The sequence below is a fragment of the Bacteroides sp. 3_1_13 genome (assembly GCF_001185845.1).
Taxonomy (GTDB): Bacteria; Bacteroidota; Bacteroidia; order Bacteroidales; family Bacteroidaceae; genus Bacteroides; species Bacteroides xylanisolvens.
Window position 1 is genome coordinate 2449107 of record NZ_KQ236956.1, and the last position, 21580, is coordinate 2470686.

A 21580-nucleotide genomic window follows, 5' to 3' on the forward strand; every position below is an offset into this window, starting at 1 on the left:
ATTTTCTCATTTTTTCTTTTTACTTTTGTGCTGTATAACACAGTTTTGTAGCACTCATGGTAAAAATGAATATGTCAGACATCGATATTTCGGAACCGTTATCCGATATGTTAGCTCCTTTAAATAACGAGCAAAAGGAGTTTCTGATGAACAATTATACGATACAAACCTACAAAAAAAATGAAACCATCTACTGCGAAGGGGAAACACCTTCTCATCTGATGTGTCTTATCAGTGGGAAAGTAAAAATCTTCAAAGATGGCGTGGGAGGTAGAAGTCAGATTATTCGCATGATTAAACCACGCGAATACTTTGCTTATCGTGCTTATTTTGCCAAACAAGATTTTGTAACTGCCGCAGCAGCTTTCGAACCCTCTGTTGTTTGTCTGATTCCTATGAATGCTATCTTAACTTTAGTTGCCCAGAATAATGACCTGGCTATGTTTTTTATCCGCCAGCTTTCTATTGATCTCGGCATCTCAGACGAACGCACTGTCAATCTGACACAAAAGCATATCCGCGGACGCTTGGCCGAATCTCTCATCTTCCTGAAAGAAAGCTACGGCTTGGAAGAAGACGGATCTACTTTGAGCATTTATCTTTCACGCGAAGATTTAGCTAATCTCTCTAATATGACTACTTCGAATGCTATCCGCACATTGTCACAGTTCGCTACGGAACGACTGATTACAATCGACGGAAGAAAGATCAAAATCATCGAAGAAGAAAAGCTGAAGAAAATAAGTAAGATTGGATAAGAAAATTCCTGCACCAGTCGCTCCACCCTAAATAGTGAACATACATATAGAAAATATAATTGCAGACATCAGACGTGGTAACAAACAGGCTTTCAAAAAGCTATTTGATGACTACTATCCTATTCTTTGCGTGTTCGCATCCCACTATATTGAAGACAAAGAAGTTTGCAAAGACATTGCGCAAGATGTATTGTTAGCTTATTGGGAACGGAAAGAAGATTTCGACAACATTTTGAAAGTAAAAAGCTTCCTTTATACCGTCACCCGAAATAAATGTCTGAATCACCTAAAACATGAACAATTAGATATTCCTAATTTTTCCGGACAGGAAGAATTCGATAGTGGTTTTGAAGCTGCTATTATCGAACAGGAAACATTCCACATGGTTCGCAAAGCGGTAGAAGAATTGCCTACCCAAATGCGAAATATCATCTTATACTCTATGAAAGGGTTAAAAAACCATGAGATTGCTGACAAATTGCAAATTTCAGAAGGCACTGTCCATACGTTAAAGAAATTCGCCTATCGCAAACTTCGCGAAAGTCTCAAAGGCATAAATTACACCTTATTACTATTTTTATGCAAATAAAGTAACTTTTTGATTACCCCGTTTTTTCGATTGGATTGTTTTACTTATATAACAAATCGAAAAAACGATGAATTCATTCAAAGAAAAATTTAAAATTGCAAAAATCTTAGCTTCCTTATTTACTCATTCGTCTACTCCCGAAGAGAAAAAAAACTATCATGCGTGGTTGGATGAAAATCCGGAGCATCAAAAAATAGCCGACCGGATATTAAATAAGGAAACGTATGAAGAAAACAGCCGGTTAATAAAAAGCTTCTCTTCACAAAAGGCATGGGACAGAATCTATCCGCTACTAGGAGGAGAAAAAACATCCGGTTTTCTTTCATGGAAAAGGAGTCTGAAATATGCGGCTCTTCTTTTGCTATTGTTAATACCGATTTCATACCTTATTTATAATTGGGTAGCCGGAGAACCAATCGGTGAAATCACTCCAGGAACCCATGGCGGAGAACTGACTTTAAGTAATGGCAACACCTTCAACCTTTTTGAGAATGTCCTTCCGGAGGGTGCAACTGAAGTGTTCATCATTGACTCCAAAGGGATAAATTATCAAACTCCTGCCAACAAGCCCAAAGTGAAAGAAATCAAAAATACGCTTCGTACACTGCATGGTATGGAATGTCACATTGTCCTTTCGGATGGAACAAAAGTACATCTGAACGCAGAATCACAACTGACTTATCCGATTTGTTTCAGCGATAAGGAACGCATCGTACAGGTTGAAGGTGAAGCCTATTTTGATGTTGCTCCAGATAAAGCACATCCTTTTATCGTGCAAACACCGCACACTTCTATTCGGGTGACAGGAACTTCTTTCAATGTAAGGGCTTATGCGGATGAAGAAGTGGAAAGTACTACACTAATTAGTGGAGCTATAGAGATTAGCAGTGAAAACGAAGATTATGAATTGATTCCAAACCAACATTTCGTATATGACAAAAATAGTCGGGAAAGTACCGTATCTAACGTAAATACAGAATTATACACTTCCTGGGAGTCCGGATCATTCATATTTATGAACGTTCCTCTTGAGAATGTAATGTCATATCTTTCCAAATGGTACGGATTCACATACACTTTTGAAGACGATGCAGCCAGACAGGTACAAATCGGAGCTTATCTCAACCGCTATGCAAACATGAATCCAATTATCGACATGATAATGGAATTAAATATGGTAGACATAAAACAAAGAGAAGGTATACTGCACATTTCTTATAAACAATAACTATTAATACATATTATAACTAACGCATTATGAAAAAACGAACACAATCCTCCTCAAAGGGAGTATCTTATGTAAGCAGAAATTTCGTTAAGCTCTGCCTTTTATGGATATTCTCCCTTTCTTCACTTATGATTCAAGCACAAGACAATCAGCGAATCTCCGTTGATCTGAGAGGCGAAAGCCTGGAATCTACGCTTTGGTATTTGCAAAACCGTACAAAATTCATCTTTATGTACGCAACAGAAGATATCGCTAACATAACCGATATCAGCGTAAGGGCAAAAAACAAAACGATCACCGAAATTCTGGATGAATGTCTGGAAGGAACTAACCTGACTTATGAAGTATCAGGCACTGCCATCGTTATTAAGAAAAGAAAGACTAATAAAATCACGATTAGTGGATGGATACGTGATGCAAGCGGTGAAGCACTTCCCGGAGCTACAGTCACTGTCCGAGGTTCAAAACATGGAGCTATCGCCGGACTAGACGGACATTACACTTTTAATATTCCTGCGCAAGAAGGGTTAATATTAACTTATTCATTCATCGGAATGGAGAAAAAGACTGTAAGATATACAGGAAAGAAAACGATTAATGTCACTCTAAACAGTTCCAGTACTGAAATCGACGAAGTGGTTGTAACCGGTTATCAGAATATTCAACGCCGTGACCTAGTAGGTTCTATTACCACAGTAAAAGCAAAAGATATTTTAATGCCTTCATATACCACTATTGACCAAATGTTGCAAGGACGTGTGGCAGGTATGATTGTCACCAATACAAGTAGTCGTGTAGGTACTGCCCCGAAAATTCAAATCCGTGGTACCAGTACCTTACTGGGTAATCAAGACCCACTTTGGGTAGTCGACGGCATCATTCAGGAAGACCCCCTGGAATTGAATGCATCTTCTCTCATGACAGAGGACTTGAAAAACATTATCGGTAATCAGATTTCTTGGTTAAATCCTGCTGATATCGAAAGCATTAGTATTTTAAAAGATGCTTCTGCGACCGCTATTTATGGTTCAAAAGCATCGAATGGTGTTATTGAGATCACAACCAAAAAGAATACGACTGATCGTCTAAGTGTCAATTACACCTCTAATTTTGTAATGGGTACGCGTCCCAACTATGGACAGTTTAATTATATGAACTCCAAAGAAAGAGTACTATTCTCACAAGAAGCTTTTAACTGGGGAACACCTTATGGCACAGAACCAATCAAACAAATATATACTTATGAAGGATTATTGAATATGTATCTATCGCACGATATATCTTCTGAAGATTTTCTGGCACAACGCAACGTTCTGGAAACACAAAATACAGATTGGTTCAAACTACTAACCCGCCGTTCTTTTAGCCATAACCATAATATAAGTGTTTCTGGTGGAACAAATAAATACAGTTATGCAGCTTCTATGGGATATTCCAATAGCGAAGGGCAGGAAATAGGAAACGACAGTGAACGTATGACCGGACGCGTTGCCATCACCATACGCCCAGTACAAAAACTAACGATTAATGCAACGATCAACGGTAGCGTAAGTACGAATAACGGTTTTGCCGGAGGAGTCAATCCTATGGGGTATGCTACTACTACCAATCGTTCTATAGACCCTGATGCTTACTATCAAATGAAAGCCTCATACCCATACAATAGCGGAGTCAAATCATTATCATACAATTTCGAAAATGAACGGAATAATAGTGGTTCTAAATCAAAATCAAGTTTCATGTCAGCTTCGCTAGACTTGAAATGGAATATATTGGACTGGTTAACTTACCAATTTACTGGTGGATATTCCAATAATAACAGCACAAACGAAGCTTGGGAAACTGAACAAACGTTTTATATTGCTGAAACATATCGTGGTTATGATTTCAACTCTGTCTCACCAAACAGTAAAGAGTTTGGAGCAGCCTTACTCCCATTCGGAGGCGAATTATTCACAAATAACGCACAGCAATACTCTTACAACATCCAAAATAAACTGCAATTCAGTAAAGCCTTTAATAATGAGAACCGAATTAATGCTTTAGTAGGTATGGAATTACGTTCTTCCACTAATAAAGGTGTCAGCAATACGGTATGGGGATATGCCCCAGATAGAGGAGAAGTAATAACATTACCAACCACTCCACAAGCTTTTACACCTATTACAGGTTCTAAAGACGAAGGATGGGGGCTTTTAAAAAAGATATATGATGGTGGATGGAGAAAAGTCAATACTACAGACAATTATCTTTCCGTATTCGCCACACTAGCATATTCACTCAAAAACCGATATGTTGTTAATGCAAAGTTACTACAAAAAAGTGAAATGCGGAAAGATATAGTGATAGAATTGAGTTACAGGGGTTTCAGTTGTACTTCCGATTATTCGTGAAGCCATCACAATCACCGCTGAAGCCAAATCAGGACGCCGCTACGTTACTTGTCCGTAACCATGCCCGGAAGGGCGACAAACGGACACGGATAGCGAAACAAGGCGTTAAGGATTAGTGAGTTACTGACAACTCACGCAACAAATCCGGTTACGGAAAAAGATTGCGCCGTTCCTCCCCGTTTTGCGTACCGGCGACGGACTCTTCACCGACTAATTTTGAACCTAAAAAAATTAAGGACGATGAAGAGTACATTTTCAGTAATCTACTACCTCAAACGTCAGGTAGTGAAAAAGGACGGGACAGTACCCGTCATGGGACGCATCACGGTGGACGGCAGCCAGACGCAGTTCAGTTGCAAACTGACCGTCGATCCCAAGCTGTGGGACACCAAAGGGGGACGTGTCACGGGCAGAAGCACGGCGGCACTCGAAACGAACCGCATGCTCGACAAGATGCGTGTGCGCATCAACAGACATTATCAGGAAATCATGGAGCGTGACAATTTCGTCACGGCGGAGAAGGTCAAGAACGCCTTTCTCGGACTGGAACACCGCTACCACACGCTGATGCAGGTGTTCCGCCAGCACAACGAGGACTACGAGAAACAGGTGGAGGCTGGCATGAAAGCCAAAGGCACGCTCCTGAAGTACAAGACCGTTTACAAGCACCTGCAAGAATTCCTCACCATCCGCTACCGCGTGAAGGACATCGCACTGAAAGAGCTTACGCCCGCTTTCATCTCCGACTTCGAGATGTTCCTACGCACGGACAAGCACTGCTGCACCAATACCGTGTGGCTGTATGTCTGCCCCTTGCGGACGATGGTGTTCATCGCCATCAACAACGAGTGGCTCACACGCGACCCGTTCCGGGAGTATGAAATCAAGAAGGAGGAAACGACACGCAGTTTCCTGACGAAAGAGGAAATCCGGCTGCTGATGGAGGGCAGGCTGAAAAACGCCAAGCAGGAGCTTTACCGCGACCTCTACCTGTTCTGCGCCTTCACGGGCCTGTCGTTCGCCGACATGCGCAACCTGACGGAAGAGAACATCCATACCTACTTCGACGAACACGAGTGGATAAACATCAACCGCCAGAAGACGGGCGTGGTGTCCAATATCCGCCTGCTCGACATCGCAAAGCGCATCATCGACAAATACCGGGGTCTGTGCGGGAACGGCAGGATTTTCCCCGTTCCCCACTACAACACGTGCCTTGCCGGAATCCGTTCCGTCGCCAAACGTTGCGGCATCACCAAGCATATCACGTGGCATCAGAGCCGTCACACGGCAGCCACGACGGTGTTCCTCTCCAACGGCGTGCCCATCGAGACGGTCAGTTCCATGCTGGGACACAAGAGCATAAAGACGACGCAGATATACGCGAAAATCACCAAAGAGAAGCTCAACCAAGACATGGAAAACCTTGCCGCAAGGTTGAACGGCATCGAGGAATTTGCAGGTTGCACCATCTAAAAACATAGAAGCCATGACACGAGGAACCATCATCATAGAGGACAACACGGTCAGCGTAACCGGTAACGGGGTATGGATGACCGCCACAGAAATCGCCGGACTGTTCCACACGGGCGTCCCGGCAGTGAACGCCGCCATCAGAGCCGTCCGCAAGCCGGACGTGCTGAACGACTACGAGGTTTGCCGCTACATGCGGCTTGAAAACGGGCTTTCAGCCGACGTGTATTCGCTGGAAATCATCATCCCCGTCGCCTTCCGGCTGAACACCTACCATGCACACGTGTTCCGCACGTGGCTGGTGGGCAAGGCACTCTCGAAAGAAAAGCGGCAGGCATACGTGATGTTCATACAGAACGGAAAAGCCGGGTATTGCTAAACACGCATAAAAAGAAAAAGGAAACGGACTGCCCCGTGAAGGAGTTGTCCGTTTCCTTTTTTTCATGCAGCCGCCTTATTCCATCGGCTTGCGATAGTTCGCCTCCAGCAGCCCACGCAACCCCGATTCAGGGTAAAGCACCTTTCCTCCCAAAAGTATAAAGGGCAGCACCCTGTTGTTGCGGTACTCCTGCAAGGTGCGGCGGCTGACACGGAGCAGTTCCGCCACCTCCCTGTCCGTCAGGTAACGCTCCCCGTCCAACGGCGGGCGGTAACTTTCCAGAAAGGCGGAGAGCCATTTCGAGCCTTTGCGCATGTTCTGCACGACGGTGGCAAGCGGCTCGTCCTCCATCGTAAACACTTCATTGTTCTCGTTCATCATAACTTCGGATTCAGTGGGTTGTGAATAATAAAAATCAAATCATTTTCCGCCGGGATAGAGCGTGCCGACAAGCGGAATGAGCCTTTTGACCTCCTCCGGCTTGTAATAGAACCTGCGGTTTATCTGCGAGTAGCCGATAAGCCGCCTGTCACGCAAAGTCTGCAACGTGCGCGGGCTGATCCTCAACTGCCCGCAGACCTCTTCGCCCGTGAGCCACCTTTCCATCCGCCCGCCGTCGCTCCTGCGCCTCAGAGCGGCTACCTTCTCCGCGAGGGCGTTGAAGGACGCCACCATCATCTCGAAGGTCTTTTTCTCGATAGATACTATTTCCATAAGCAAAACATTTCAGAGTTTGCCGCAAAGGTAACGAAGCCGCCTTGAACACGAGCCGTTTTTCGCTAAAAGGCAGCCTGTTGCGCCGTCTGTCCGGGTTACGGAGCCATTATCCGTAAAAATCTTACGTGAGCCACGTAGTGAGCTGTTAAAGCCCCTTTGGTTTATTGCCGAATTTTGCCGCAGAAACCCAAAGAAAGGACTGAATATGAAAGTGATAACGATGGAAAGTTCCGCCTTCACCGCATTGACGGAACAGATAGCCGAGATAGCGGCACACGTGCGTGCCGTTTCCGGCGGTAGGAAGGAAGAAGCTCCCGACAGGTTGCTCACCACCCGCGAGGCGGCGCACCTGCTGAACGTGAGTTGCCGCACCCTCCAGCGCATGCGCAGCGAACAGCGCATCGCCTATGTCGTGCTGCGCGGCAAGTGCCGCTACCGGCAGTCGGAAATCGACCGCCTGCTCGAAGACAGCACCGTTACGGGCGAAGCCGCGACACCGGAACAGTTGAAACGCAACCACACGCTGCGCACGGGCGGCAGACCCAAAGGAAGGAGGACGTAAGACATGGAACTGCTTACCCGCAACAATTTCGAGAACTGGATGCAGAAGGTGATGGAACGGCTCGACCGTCAGGACGAGATGCTGCTCTCCATGCAGCCGTCCGGCAAAGCCCCGAACCCGATGGACGGGATCAGGCTTTTCGACAACCAAGACCTGTGCATGCTGCTCCAGATCAGCAAGCGCACCCTGCAACGCTACCGCAGCATCGGCGCGCTGCCCTACAAGACGCTCGGCAAAAAGACCTATTACAGCGAGGCGGACGTGCTGACGTTCCTCTCCGAACATGTAAAGGATTTCCGCAAGGAAGACATAGCCTTCTACAAGGCCCGTATCCATAATTTCTTTCAAAAATAACCATTAAAACATTTTTCAGATGGCAAAGAAAAAAGACGAAAAGGACGTGCTGGTTGTCCGTGACGAGAAGACGGGCGAAATCAGCGTGGTAGCCGGACTGAACGCCGACGGCTCCCCCAAGCGCATCCCCGCGAAAGCGGAGAACGCGCAGAGTTTCCTGCAATTCGACCGGCACGGCGACGTGCTGGACAACTTCTTCAAGAACTTCTTCCGGCAATGCAAGGAACCCAGCCGCTTCGGTTTCTACCGTGTCGCGGCGGACCAAGCCGACAAGCTGCTGGAGGTTATCAAGGACTTGCTGAAAGACCCCGACGGCAACAAGGAGCTACTTGCGCCCCACAAGGTGGACACCTCCGGCTACGAAAAGAAAGTACAGGAGGAGCAGTCCGCCGAAAAGCAGGAACAACCGGAACAGAAACAAGATGACGAACCTAAAAAACAGGAAGAAATGGAACAGAAAAGCGAACAGAATCAGGAAAGCGCGCAGCAGACGCAGGGCAACCGGGGCTACCAGCCCATCGACGAGAGCAAGATCAACTGGCAGGAGTTGGAGGAGAAATGGGGCGTGAAGCGCGACGACCTTGAAAAGTCGGGCGACCTTAACAGGATGCTCAACTACGGCAAGTCCGACTTGGTGAGGGTGTCGCCCAATTTCGGCGGAGAGGCTTTCGAGCTGGACGCCCGCCTCTCCTTCAAGAAAGACGGTGAGGGCAACGTCAGCCTTGTGCCGCACTTCATCCGAAAGGAGCAGAAGCTCGACGAGTACAAGGAACACAAGTTCTCCGACGATGACCGGAAGAACCTGCGCGAAACGGGCAACCTCGGCAGGGTCGTGGACCTCGTGGACAGGGAAACGGGCGAGATCATCCCCTCGTTCGTCAGCATCGACCGCAAGACGAACGAAATCACGGATGTCTCGGCCAGCAAGGTGCGCATACCGGAACGCATCGGCAAGACGGAAATCACCAAGCAGGAGCAGGACATGCTGCGTGCCGGTCTGCCCGTGCGTGACAAACTCATCGAACGCAAGGACGGCAGGAAGTTCGTCACCACCCTGCAAGTGAACGTGGAGCAGCGCGGCGTGGAGTTCGTGCCGGGAACCGGCAGGTCGCCCCGTGCCGTCCAGACACAGGAAAATAAGGAGAAACAGGCGCAAGGTACGGAAAACACAGCCAACACGAACAAGGAGCAACGCCGCAACACGTGGACGAACGCCGACGGCAGCATCCGCCCCATCAGCAAATGGAGCGGCGTGGACTTCACCGAGCAGCAGAAAGCCGACTACGTGGCGGGCAAAGCCGTGAAACTGGAGAACGTGACCGACAAGCAGGGCTTCCACGCCACGATGTACATCAAGTTCAACCCGGAGAAGGGACGCCCGTACCGCTACGACACCAACCCCGACAACGCGCAGAAGGTCGCGCCTTCCAACGAGAGCCGCACGCAGGTGGCGGTGAACAGCGAGGGCAAGACCAACGAGGCTACCAAGAACCTGAAGGAGCCGTTGCGGAAGGGACAGACCGCCCCGAAGGACACCGCGCAGCAACAGCAGCAGGAGAAGCCGCAAAAAAGAAACAATAAGGGCATGAAGATGTAATCCGGTGTCCGCCACTAAATCCGAAGTAACATTTGTAAAATTCAAAACGACAGAAGAATATGAAGACAATCATTGCAGAAAAGCCGTCTGTGGCACGTGAGATCGCCCGTATCGTGGGCGCGACAAAGAGAGAGGAAGGATATTTCGAGGGAGGCGGCTACGCCGTGACTTGGGCGTTCGGACATCTCGTACAGCTTGCCATGCCCGACGGCTACGGCATACGCGGCTTCGTCCGTGACAACCTGCCCGTCATCCCCGACACCTTCACGCTCGTCCCCCGTCAGGTAAAGACGGAGAAGGGCTACAAGCCCGACAGCGGCGTGGTGACGCAGATCAAGACCGTCACCCGGCTATTCAAGGAAAGTGAACAGATCATCGTGGCGACCGATGCCGGACGCGAGGGTGAGCTTATTTTCCGCTACCTCTACCATTACACCGGATGCGCCACCCCGTTCGTCCGCCTCTGGATAAGCTCGCTTACCGACAAGGCTATCCGCGAGGGACTGCGCAACCTTGAAGCGGGCGGCAAATACGACGACCTCTATCTTGCCGCCAAAGCGCGGAGCGAATCGGACTGGCTCGTGGGCATCAACGGCACGCAGGCACTCTCCATCGCCGCCGGACACGGCACTTACTCCGTCGGGCGGGTGCAGACACCTACATTGGCGATGGTGTGCGCACGCTACTGGGAGAACCGCCGCTTCACGCCCGAAGCCTTCTGGCAGCTCCATATCGCAACGGACGGCTGCGACGAAGGAACTGTGAAGTTTTCCTCTTCCGAAAAATGGAAAGAGAAAGAGCCCGCGACGGAACTGTATAATAAGGTGAAGTCGGCAGGCACAGCCACCGTCACGAAAGCCGAACGCAAGGAGAAGACGGAGGAAACACCGCTCCTGTACGACCTGACCACGCTCCAGAAGGAAGCCAACACCAAGCACGGCTTCACGGCGGAACAGACGCTTGAAATCGCGCAGAAGCTCTACGAGAAGAAGCTCATCACCTATCCGAGAACCGGAAGCCGCTACATCCCCGAAGACGTGTTCGCCGAAATCCCCAAGCTGCTCGCCTTCATCGGGGCTTTGCCCGAATGGAAAGGCAAGGTGCAGCCGAAAGCCGTCCCGACACGCAGAAGCGTGGACGGTAGCAAGGTGACGGACCACCACGCCCTGCTCGTCACGGGAGAGAAACCGCTGTTCCTCTCCAAAGAAGACAACACCGTCTATCAGATGGTTGCCGGGCGCATGATCGAGGCGTTCTCCGAGAAATGCGTCAAGGACACCGCTACCGTCACGGCGGAGTGTGCCGGAGTGGAGTTCACGGTGAAAGGCAGCGTCATCAGGCAAGCCGGATGGCGTGCCGTATATGGTGAGGAGGACAAGGAAGAAACCGCCATCCCCGGCTGGCGGGAAGGCGACACGCTGACGTTGAAAGGCTGTTCCATCACGGAGGGAAAGACCAAACCCAAGCCGTTGCATACCGAAGCAACCTTGCTCTCGGCTATGGAAACGGCGGGCAAGGACATAGAGGACGACGCACTCCGTCAGGCTTTGAAGGACTGCGGCATCGGCACGCCCGCCACCCGTGCCGCCATCATCGAAACGCTCTTCAAGCGCGGCTACATGGAACGCTGCAAGAAATCGCTTGTGCCGACAGAAAAAGGGCTTGCCCTTTACTCTGTCGTGAAGACGATGCGCATCGCCGACGTCGCCATGACGGGCGAATGGGAGAAGAATCTGGCACGCATCGAGCGCGGGGAGCTGCCCGCCGACACCTTCTGCAAGGAGATAGAGGCGTACACAAAGGAGATTACCTCCGAACTGCTCTCGTGCGACAAGCTGTTCGCCCGCAGGGATTCCGGCTGCAAGTGTCCCAAGTGCGGAACGGGCAGTATGCAGTTCTACGGCAAGGTCGTCCGCTGCGACAACGCGGACTGCGGGCTACCCGTGTTCCGCCTGAAGGCGAACCGCACCCTTTCCGATGACGAGATCAAAGAGCTGCTCACCGATGGGCATACGAAGCCGCTCAAAGGCTTCAAGAGCAAGCAGGGCAAGAGCTTCGACGCCATAGTCGCCTTTGACGGGGACTATAACACGACTTTGGTTTTCACCCAATCTCGGCGGCGTTCGGCAAAGTCCAAATAAACTTGACTTTGCTCTCACTTGCACGAGATTTCGTGTTTCCCGAAAGGAAAACGAGCAGGAAATTTTCAGGACGGAAGAAATAGTATTAACTTTTGAGAAAGTAGGCTGCACCTCAACAATAGAAATAAACGGGTTTATTTCATATTGTCTTCGATTTGCACTACCTTTGCCACTGGTTCAGAGTAATGAATTGTTCTTCGATACCGGATTACACTCATACTTTGGATTTAGTGGTGGCACTCGGAGGGATACCGAGTGCCTTTTCATTCTCCTTTTCAGACGATTATCCCCATCATTATCAACCCACTAAATTCCAAAGTAATGAACAACAAGAAGAAAAACGAAGGTCAGACCGACTTTTCCTATTACGGTCTGTACCTGCTGGACTATCTCCGCACGAACAGGTTTGAACAGGCTTCCGACGATGCCTTCATCCGGGAACGTGCCGACCGTGCCGCCGAAACGTATGAGCGTGCGCGGCTCGAAGGCTATCCGTCCGAGGGGGCGCAGGAGTTGGCGATGGACACGCTCCTGCGTGGTCTTCGCTATTCCAAGTACGCCATCCTCCGCGAAGTCGTGGAAAACGAGTTTGCCGACGAAGTGCCGGAAAAGAAACGCGAAGCCTTCATCCGAAAGCTGCTGCCGCCTGTCGGCAACGTATTCTCCGCCTATGATCTTTCGGACGACAACTTCGCCCTGTCGCCCGAATACGACCTGCTCTACACGGAGCTGACGGGAGCCGTTGTCCTTTATATCGGGGAATATGGCGTTTAACCGCAAACAACGGCTGCGGGACAACATCGAGGCGATACGGACGGCATTCATCCTTGACAGGGAACGGAGGACGGCAACCGCCGAGGAACAAGCCATACTTCGGAAGTATTGCGGTTTCGGCGGGTTGAAGTGCATACTGAACCCGGCAAAGGAACTGACGGATGCCGTGCATTGGGCGAAATCGGACCTCGAACTGTTTGCCCCTACGGTGGAACTGCACAGGCTGGTGCGTGAAAACAGCAAGGACGATACGGAGTACAAGCGGTACGCGGATGCCATGAAGCAGTCCGTGCTGACCGCATTCTACACACCGCCGGAGATAACCGGCACGATTGCGGAGGCTCTGCATGAACACGGCATACGTCCCGACCGTGTGTTGGAGCCGTCGGCGGGCGTGGGCGCATTCGTGGATGCCGTGCTGGAAAACAAGCCGGACGCGGACATCATGGCTTTCGAGAAAGACCTGATGACGGGCAAGATATTGGGACACCTGCATCCCGACCAAAAGGTAAGGGTGCAGGGATTCGAGAAGATAGAGAAGCCCTTCACGGATTATTTCGACCTTGCCATCTCGAACATCCCGTTCGGCGACGTGGCTGTGTTCGACCCGGAGTTTACAGGAAGCCAAGACCCGGCAAGGCGTTCCGCACCGAAGGCAATACACAACTACTTCTTCCTGAAAAGCCTTGACGCTGTGCGTGAGGGCGGCATCGTGGCGTTCATCACCTCGCAGGGGGTGCTGGACGCACCGTCCAACGCACCCATACGCGAGTATATGATGCGTAATGCCAATCTGGTGGGTGTCGCACGCCTGCCGAACAATCTCTTCACGGACAACGCGGGTACGGAGGTGGGCAGCGACCTGATTATCCTGCAAAAGAACAGCGGAAAGAACGGGGAACTGTACTACAACGAGAAACTTTTCATGCAGACCGAACAGACGCCCATCGGCACTTCGGTGAACGGGTATGTATGGAGCATCAGCTCTCTTTCCAATACGGATTTAATCAGAGGCACAGACCCTTACGGGAAACCTGCCTATCAACTCCTGCACCGGGGCGGCATCGGGCAAATGGCGGAGGACTTGCGGGAACATCTGAAAATCGAGTTGCATCAGTTTGACAAAGAACTGTATGAAATGTACAGCCTGCATCCGGCACAGGGGAAAAGCACGGTTACGGAAACCATTTCCATACCAGTTGTCACTCCTGAGATACAGCCACGTAATGAAATGGCAGCCAAGCCCGAAGCGGTAACACCGCAGCCGGAGGAAGAAAAGCCGGAGATAGAGCCGCACCGTCCCGATTATTCGGAGGGCGTGCAGCTCTCCCTGCTCGACCTCTGGGGCATGACCGAGGAGGTACGCAAGCAGGAAGCACCCTCCAAGAAGAAAAAGACGGCGAAAAAGGAAAGCCCGGCAAGACGTATGCCTCCCAAACCGCAGGCGCAGGTTACGCCGAAGGTTACGACCGCACCGCCACAGCCGTCTGCCGCACCACCGACGGAGAACAGGGACAGCCAAGAAACAAAGCCGGTGAGTGTCGCAGCCAAAGCCGATCCGGATGATATTTACGCCACTTTGGATTGGGATACCAACCCGCCCATCAACGGCTTCTATGAAATGATGATGGACCTCACGCCGGAGCGACGCAAGGAGCTTCGCAGGCTGGCGGCACAGCATCAGGAGAAACGGCAGCATGTCCCGGACGTGAAAGCCGCACCGGAGCAGGAAACACGGCAACCCGAAACGCAGCCGGAAGTTGCCGCCACTCCTGCCGCTCACGCAACGGAAACGGCTGCAACCTCCCTTTTCCCCGAAATGGAAGCGGAAAAACCGGAGGAGGAACCTCTCGACCTTTCTCCCCGTCCGTTCAACGGCATGCTGGAGCCGCACTATCGTGACGGCTCTATGGTACTGGATGCTTCACGCAATCTCGGTTATTTGAAAGACCTCACGCCTTACGGCGCGACATTCCAACCGCTTGACCTGACTGGCTACCAGAAGGAGAAAGCGATGTTGTATGTGTCACTCCGTGATTCATACGAGCGGCTTTACCGCTACGAGGCGGAGTATCACGATGAAGGGTCTGCACAACGCATAGCGTTGAACACCTGCTACGATGAGTTTGTCATGCGCTACGGCAACCTCAATGCCAAGCAGAACGTGAAACTGTTGATGATGGATGCCGCCGGGCGCGACATCCTTTCGTTGGAACGTGCGGAAGACGGCAGGTTCGTCAAGGCGGACATCTTCGAGCGTCCCGTTTCCTTCTCGGTGGAGAGCCATGCCAACGTAAGCTCTCCCGAAGAGGCACTCTCCGCATCGCTCAACAAGTTCGGCACGGTCAATCTCGACTATATGCGGGAGATAACCGACAGCACGGAAGAGGGATTGCTTGACGCCCTCAAAGGACGCATCTTCTACAACCCGCTCGTAACCGGTTACGAGATAAAGGACAGGTTCATCGCCGGGAACGTGATAGAGAAGGCGGAGCGCATCAAGGCATGGATGGGTGACAACCCAGAAAACGGGCGTATGCCGGAAGTGAAGCAGGCGTTGTTGGCTCTGAAAGAAGCCGAGCCGCCGCGCATCGCCTTCGAGGACCTCGACTTCAATTTCGGGGAACGCTGGATTCCGACGGGCGTGTACGCCGCCTACATGAGCCATCTTTTCGACACGGACGTGAAAATCGCCTACTCCGCAAGCATGGACGAGTATTCGGTGGCGTGCGGCTACCGCACCATGAAAATCACGGACGAGTTTTTAGTGAAGGGCTATTACCGGAACTATGACGGTATGCACCTGTTGAAACACGCCCTGCACAACACCTGCCCCGACATGATGAAGTCCATCGGCAAGGATGAGCATGGCAATGACATCAAGGTGCGCGACAGCGAGGGCATACAGCTCGCCAACGCCAAGATTGACGAAATCCGTAACGGGTTCTCGGAATGGCTGGAAGAGCAGTCGCCGCAGTTCAAGGAACGGCTGACGACAATGTACAACCGCAAGTTCAACTGTTTCGTGCGACCGAAGTATGACGGTTCGCACCAGACGTTTCCCGACCTCAATCTGAAAGGATTGGCAAGCCGGGGTATTCAAAGCGTTTATCCGTCGCAGAAGGATTGCGTCTGGATGATAAAACAGAACGGAGGCGGGATCTGTGACCACGAAGTTGGAACAGGTAAAACACTGATAATGTGTATTGCAGCGCATGAAATGAAGCGTCTGAACTTGGCGCACAAGCCGATGATTATCGGCTTGAAGGCGAACGTGGCGGAGATAGTAGCCACTTATCAGGCGGCATATCCTAATGCGAGGATTCTCTACGCTTCGGAAAAGGATTTCTCGACTGCCAACCGCGTGCGTTTTTTCAACAACATCAAGAACAACGACTACGATTGCGTCATCATGTCGCACGACCAGTTCGGCAAGATACCACAGTCGCCGGAGTTGCAACAGCGCATCCTGCAAGCGGAGCTTGACACGGTGGAGGAAAACCTTGAAGTGCTGCGGCAGCAGGGCAAGAACGTGTCGCGGGCGATGCTGAAAGGATTGGAGAAACGCAAGCACAACCTTGTGGCGAAGTTGGAGAAAGTGGAACACGCCATCAAATCCCGCACGGATGACGTAGTGGACTTCAAGCAGATGGGCATCGACCACATCTTCATTGACGAGAGCCATTATCAGAACTTTTTTAACTCTCCTATTTTATATCTAATAATATTAATAATCAGAAACTTTGCCAAACAATAGGTTATGATTATTCTTGCATCTATAACTAAGAATAACAAACTATTAAAATGATATTCAATTATGGATGTATTACATTTAAACGAGCAGCTCCCATGCCTGCTAACCTACTTGCAAAATGCCGGATATTCATCTATGTATATAGATTATGTGAGTAAATTTGGTAAATGGTTGTCTGATAATTTTAAACAATACCAGTGGGAAAATTATGCCGATGTGGAATGTACATTGGCGGATTTGTGGTCTAACAAGTACACACTTAGGAATAAAGTCCGTTTATTGCGTGTAATCCGGCAGTATGCGGAAGAGGGTATATTTCCGGATGGACATAAACATTACCACAAGCCGTACCACTATGACTTGCTCAACAAAGAATATAGGAAAGTCGTAGATATTGTCAGCGCTTCTATCGACCAGCAGAAAAGGTTCTTTCGAAGTGTGAGGTCTGCACTTTGTTCCTTCTTTTTTGATTTACAAAGGTATGGAATGGCTACTCTTGCATCAATAACTGAAGATGCTATACTGCATGTATTCTCTCCAGAAGAGATGCCAATGAAAGGACATTCTTTCAAATACAATGTAGAATATGGCTTTAAGGCATGTGTACCGTATTATGGAGAAGCTGTCGGACGGATAATCTCATACTTGCCCTCCATACCAAACAAACGAAAAAACATTCAATATCTCACGAAACAAGAACTGAACGCTATCAAGCATACACTGGAATATGACGACACTGTTTCATTACAAGATAAAGCTATTATAACAATTGCCATGTACACTGGGTTGCGTGGTTGTGATATATCTGGGCTGACTTTCGACAGTTTCGATTGGCAACATGACCTAATAAAAATTACACAGTCAAAAACCGGTAATCAGTTAATACTGCCTCTTCGTGCTGTGGTTGGAAATGCTATTTTTGACTACTTACAGAAAGAGCGGCCGATATGTCCGGATCCATACATTTTCCTTACAGTAAATGCGCCATACCGAAGACTACACACAAGTAATCTCGATGCAATATGCTCAAAACTCATGTACAAGGCTGGAATAAGGTTACAATCCAAGGAAAGAAAGAGCATACATTTATTCCGCCACCACGTTGCAACAGCCCTGCTACAGTCAGGTGTACAACAACCTGTCATAAGTGCTGCTCTCGGACATTCATCGCCAGAATCCCTTGATCATTATCTCAGTGCGGAATTCAAACGCCTGAAAGAGTGTTCACTAAGTATAAAGGGATTCCCTATGAGAAAGGAGGTGTTTGATAAATGAGAGCACAATCATACCTTTCTCCAATAATAGACGGATACATAAAATACCGTAAAGCATCCGGACGTGACAGTTACAGCTACATTAAGAATGTGATTCTGTTCGAACATTTTTGTACAAGAGAATATCCGGCACAAGCAGAACTTACACAAGAAATGGCTGATAAATGGTGCAGACAAAGGGTATCAGAGAGTACCAATTCTTGTGTGTCAAGAATTTATCCCATACTCAATTTCATCAAGTACATGAAAAAACGTGGTTTGACGAACATTGATTTACCACAAGTCCCGAAGTCAGTTCCACGAACCTATATACCACATGCTTTCACACGTCAAGAATTGGAACGCTTTTTTAATGCCTGTGACAACATAAAACCGAGACGCGGTACGCTTTCTGTCATTCAACGTATAATCCTGCCTGTATTTTTCCGTCTGTTATACAGTTCCGGAATGAGAACGACAGAAGCAATTTTATTGGAACGGGAAGATGTAAATTTTGAAAACGGAGTAATTTCCATCAAGAGGGGTAAAGGGTATGACCAGCATTTTGTTGTCCTTCATGATACAATGTTGGCACTGATGCGCATCTATGACAGAAAGATTTCCGAATTGATCCCCAACCGCAGAATCTTTTTCCCAACGCCAGATGACAAACCGCACAATCCTGCTTGGGTAACATATCACTTTCGGGTGTTGTGGCAAGGTTGCAATAAACTTCATGCCACACCGTATGAGTTAAGACACAACTATGCCATTGAGAATATAAACAGTTGGATCCACCAAGGATTTGCCATTCACGACAAGTTGCTTGCTTTAAGCAAAAGCATGGGACATAAGCAGATAGAGAGTACTTTGGCTTATTATTCTTTGACACCTGCAATCTCAGACATCATGGAGTTCGATGATATAGAAATGTACGAATCGTTAATACAAGGAACAGATGAAGAAAAAGATTAATCCGCAAGCGGTACAGATAACCTGTTATCTACATGACTGGCTCGAATACTATGTACCTTCAATAAAGGCATGTAGTCCTCACACAAAAAGAAACTACAAGGTTTCCATGACACTCTATACTGAATTTCTTAGAAATGTGAAAGGTGTTTTGCCAGAAACATTGAATGCGGAGTGTTTTCGTAAAGAATACATCATGGAATGGATTATCTGGATGAAAAACAATAGAGGCTGTACTCCTACAACATGCAATGTGAGACTGTCCGCTTTGCGTGCCTTCTTAAAATACATAGCGGACAGAGATGTGACTTATATGGCTCTATTTCTACAAGCAGAGAATGTACCGAATGAAAAGACTACCAAAAAGAAAGTTGCCGGACTTAGCAAGCAAGCAGTCAATGCCCTGTTGTCCGCACCTGATCAAAGAACGGCAACAGGTTTTCGAGACTTTACATTGATGTTGCTTTTGTACTCTACAGCTGTACGCATTAATGAACTTCTTACTCTGAAAATTAGTAATATTGTCATGAATTGTGCCAAACCTCACATGATTGTCATAGGAAAAGGGAGAAAAAAACGGCCTCTTCCTCTTTTATCCAAGCCGGTGCAATGCCTAAAAAAGTACCTCAAGAAATACCATCCAAAGCATGATGATATGGATGCATTGATCTTTTATTCAAAAAGTAAAGGGTTATACATTCCGATGTCTGCCGAAAATGTGAATAAAATGCTGAAAAAATATGCCTCAATAGCTCATAAAACTTGTGAAGATGTACCGTTGGATTTACATGCTCATCAATTCAGGCATGCCAAGGCTTCACATTGGCTCGAAAACGGAATGAACATAGCTCAAATTTCATATTTGCTTGGACACGAATGTATTCAAACCACAATGGTATATCTTGACATAACTACAGAACAAGAAGAAAAAGCTTTGGAAACTCTTGAAAATGAGAATCAAAGAAATATCGCAAAGAAGTGGAAAAACGGGGGGATATGAGTCTTAAAATATCTTTAACGTAAGTTTGATGAATTCAAACCAAAGCCATGCATCAATATACGAAGGATATTGATGCATGGCTTCTTTGGGAAAACAGCAATATGTAGTCATGATCCCAGTATGTTTACAATGAAGTTATTAAAGTTGTAGCGCTTTGAATATTCTACCTGTTCGATGCCCCTGAATATCCTTTCGAGAAATAAATGAAGTATGTGTTTACAAGCCCTTTCAAGATAGAAATATTTTAAGCATCATTTAGCGTATATTTTGCCATCATTACATCAAAATTTACATAAAATCATCTGTCATACAAAATAATTCAGTAAATTTGAAACCAAAACTCCACTTGACCTGTGGGATTTTGAAATAGGTATAACAATGATTAAAAAAATATGAAAAGATGTGACCTGCATATTCATACAGTACCTTCTGTATCAGATAGAGCGTTTACGTACGATAAGGACATTTTGTTGGATTATGTTGCAAAGACAGAATTGGATGTAATTGCTATCACAAATCACAACTTGTTTGACTACGCACAGTTCCAAGAAATAAAGGATGCATTGACTCAAATAGTCGTCTTACCCGGTATTGAAGTAGATTTGGAGAATGGGCATATTCTTGTCATAGCGAATAACGATGACGGGACGCTGTTTGATTTTAATGCAAAATGTGAAGAAGTAAAAAATCTAATAAAAACTAAGGATGATGATATTCCTTATGATACATTCATTAGAATATTTGGTGACTTGAGTAAATATTTACTTATACCACATTATGAAAAAGAACCAAAACTTCATAAAGATACCATCGAAAAATTGGGAAGAAACATAATAGCAGGTGAAGTGTCAAGCGTCAAGAAGTTTATTTATATGGAGAAGGAGGATACAGAGCTTACACCTGTCTATTTCAGTGACTTTAGAATAGAAAAAGGTGTTACACCAGATAAATATCCTGTCAGCCATACATTTTTTGATATTGATCAGGTGAATGTCAATACACTGAAACTCTGCCTAATGGATAAGACAAAGGTTTCACTGACCTCAGAAAAAGGAATTAAACTTTTTCAGATATTCCCGAATGGACAGATGTTGTCAACGGGGCTTAATATTATGTTTGGGAAACGTTCTACAGGAAAAACTCATACCTTGAATGCTATTGCCAGCCGTTTTGAAGGAAGGGCAAAATACATTAAACAATTTGAACTGCTCAATACCAGTAGGAATGATTCTGAACAGTTTGAAAATGATTTAAAAGTAAGACAAGAAAATTCTGCAGAGGATTACTTGCGCGAGTTTGGCATTATAGTAACAGATATATTGAAAACTTGTTCAGCAGATGAGGATGAGATGAAGTTGCAGAAGTACCTTGAAGCGGTTATGTCTTCAGCGCAGCAGAGCGATGTAAACGATGTTTTCTCAAAGTCAAAACTGTTTAATGAAAGCGATTTCAAAGAGCTTAGTTATGATGAGATTAAAAAACTTATCAATGCGACACTGACTTTATTAGAATCACAGCTTTACAAATCGCTTGTCAATAGACATTTGCCCGAAGCTTCACTGAAGTCACTCTTGAAAGAGTTGATAGAACAATGCCGGAAGGATAACGTTGCCAACTTGTACTTCAAAGAAGTTAA

General features: G+C 47.6%; 16 protein-coding genes and 2 pseudogenes. 16 read left to right on the top strand and 2 right to left on the bottom strand.

Annotated features, from left to right (window positions below; genetic code table 11):
* The first annotated feature begins 56 nt into the window (after nucleotides 1-56).
* From HMPREF9009_RS22335 to HMPREF9009_RS22360, 6 genes and pseudogenes are all read left to right on the top strand, one after another.
* On the top strand, nucleotides 57-758 hold the full coding sequence (locus tag HMPREF9009_RS22335; RefSeq protein ID WP_009039694.1) for a Crp/Fnr family transcriptional regulator: 702 nt from the start codon (nucleotides 57-59) through the stop codon (nucleotides 756-758).
* A gap of 34 nt (nucleotides 759-792) precedes the next feature.
* Nucleotides 793-1347, top strand: coding sequence for an RNA polymerase sigma factor (locus tag HMPREF9009_RS22340; protein ID WP_008645681.1), 555 nt, complete (start codon nucleotides 793-795; stop codon nucleotides 1345-1347).
* A 67-nt stretch (nucleotides 1348-1414) separates the two neighbouring features.
* Nucleotides 1415-2575, top strand: a complete 1161-nt coding sequence (locus HMPREF9009_RS22345) for a FecR family protein (protein ID WP_008645680.1) — start codon at nucleotides 1415-1417, stop codon at nucleotides 2573-2575.
* 29 nt (nucleotides 2576-2604) lie between these two features.
* Nucleotides 2605-4908 (top strand): annotated as a pseudogene (locus tag HMPREF9009_RS22350) (SusC/RagA family TonB-linked outer membrane protein); the annotation flags it as partial.
* 300 nt (nucleotides 4909-5208) lie between these two features.
* Nucleotides 5209-6444 (top strand): site-specific integrase, encoded by a 1236-nt coding sequence (locus HMPREF9009_RS22355; protein ID WP_049703298.1) that lies wholly within the window; start codon nucleotides 5209-5211, stop codon nucleotides 6442-6444.
* A 13-nt stretch (nucleotides 6445-6457) separates the two neighbouring features.
* Nucleotides 6458-6820 carry a RhuM protein gene (locus tag HMPREF9009_RS22360; protein ID WP_049703299.1) on the top strand — a complete coding sequence of 121 codons (363 nt, stop codon included), beginning with the start codon at nucleotides 6458-6460 and terminating at the stop codon, nucleotides 6818-6820.
* Nucleotides 6821-6895: 75 nt separating this feature from the next.
* On the opposite strand, the gene HMPREF9009_RS22365 is transcribed toward HMPREF9009_RS22360, so the two are convergent.
* Both HMPREF9009_RS22365 and HMPREF9009_RS22370 read right to left on the bottom strand, forming a co-directional pair.
* Nucleotides 6896-7201 (bottom strand): helix-turn-helix domain-containing protein, encoded by a 306-nt coding sequence (locus HMPREF9009_RS22365; RefSeq protein WP_049703300.1) that lies wholly within the window; start codon nucleotides 7199-7201, stop codon nucleotides 6896-6898.
* 39 nt (nucleotides 7202-7240) lie between these two features.
* Nucleotides 7241-7534 carry a helix-turn-helix domain-containing protein gene (locus HMPREF9009_RS22370; RefSeq protein ID WP_032535412.1) on the bottom strand — a complete coding sequence of 98 codons (294 nt, stop codon included), beginning with the start codon at nucleotides 7532-7534 and terminating at the stop codon, nucleotides 7241-7243.
* Nucleotides 7535-7742: 208 nt separating this feature from the next.
* Between HMPREF9009_RS22370 and HMPREF9009_RS25505 the strand changes: the two genes are divergently transcribed.
* The 10 genes and pseudogenes from HMPREF9009_RS25505 to HMPREF9009_RS22415 all read left to right on the top strand — a co-directional run.
* Nucleotides 7743-8099 (top strand): helix-turn-helix domain-containing protein, encoded by a 357-nt coding sequence (locus HMPREF9009_RS25505; RefSeq protein ID WP_032535420.1) that lies wholly within the window; start codon nucleotides 7743-7745, stop codon nucleotides 8097-8099.
* Nucleotides 8100-8102: 3 nt separating this feature from the next.
* On the top strand, nucleotides 8103-8453 hold the full coding sequence (locus tag HMPREF9009_RS25510; RefSeq protein ID WP_009016627.1) for a helix-turn-helix domain-containing protein: 351 nt from the start codon (nucleotides 8103-8105) through the stop codon (nucleotides 8451-8453).
* A 19-nt stretch (nucleotides 8454-8472) separates the two neighbouring features.
* Entirely contained in the window at nucleotides 8473-10050 is a 1578-nt protein-coding gene (locus HMPREF9009_RS22380; protein ID WP_049703301.1) for a DUF3945 domain-containing protein, read from the top strand.
* Nucleotides 10051-10109: 59 nt separating this feature from the next.
* Nucleotides 10110-12191 (top strand): type IA DNA topoisomerase, encoded by a 2082-nt coding sequence (locus tag HMPREF9009_RS22385; RefSeq protein WP_049703302.1) that lies wholly within the window; start codon nucleotides 10110-10112, stop codon nucleotides 12189-12191.
* A gap of 321 nt (nucleotides 12192-12512) precedes the next feature.
* Complete coding sequence (locus tag HMPREF9009_RS22390) at nucleotides 12513-12965, top strand: DUF1896 domain-containing protein (protein ID WP_008645575.1); 453 nt, start codon at nucleotides 12513-12515, stop codon at nucleotides 12963-12965.
* Nucleotides 12955-16650: pseudogene (locus HMPREF9009_RS22395) on the top strand (N-6 DNA methylase); the annotation flags it as partial. The gene HMPREF9009_RS22390 and the pseudogene HMPREF9009_RS22395, both read left to right, overlap by 11 nt.
* Before the next feature lie 132 nt (nucleotides 16651-16782).
* Nucleotides 16783-17994, top strand: coding sequence for a tyrosine-type recombinase/integrase (locus HMPREF9009_RS22400; protein ID WP_049703303.1), 1212 nt, complete (start codon nucleotides 16783-16785; stop codon nucleotides 17992-17994).
* Nucleotides 17991-18947 carry a tyrosine-type recombinase/integrase gene (locus tag HMPREF9009_RS22405; RefSeq protein WP_049702042.1) on the top strand — a complete coding sequence of 319 codons (957 nt, stop codon included), beginning with the start codon at nucleotides 17991-17993 and terminating at the stop codon, nucleotides 18945-18947. Before HMPREF9009_RS22400 ends, HMPREF9009_RS22405 begins: the two co-directional genes overlap by 4 nt.
* Entirely contained in the window at nucleotides 18931-19944 is a 1014-nt protein-coding gene (locus tag HMPREF9009_RS22410) for a tyrosine-type recombinase/integrase (protein ID WP_049702041.1), read from the top strand. The genes HMPREF9009_RS22405 and HMPREF9009_RS22410 overlap by 17 nt, the downstream gene beginning before the upstream one ends.
* Nucleotides 19945-20336: 392 nt before the next feature.
* Nucleotides 20337-21580 (top strand): PHP domain-containing protein (locus tag HMPREF9009_RS22415; RefSeq protein ID WP_049703304.1); only part of this gene is annotated, 1244 nt, incomplete at its 3' end.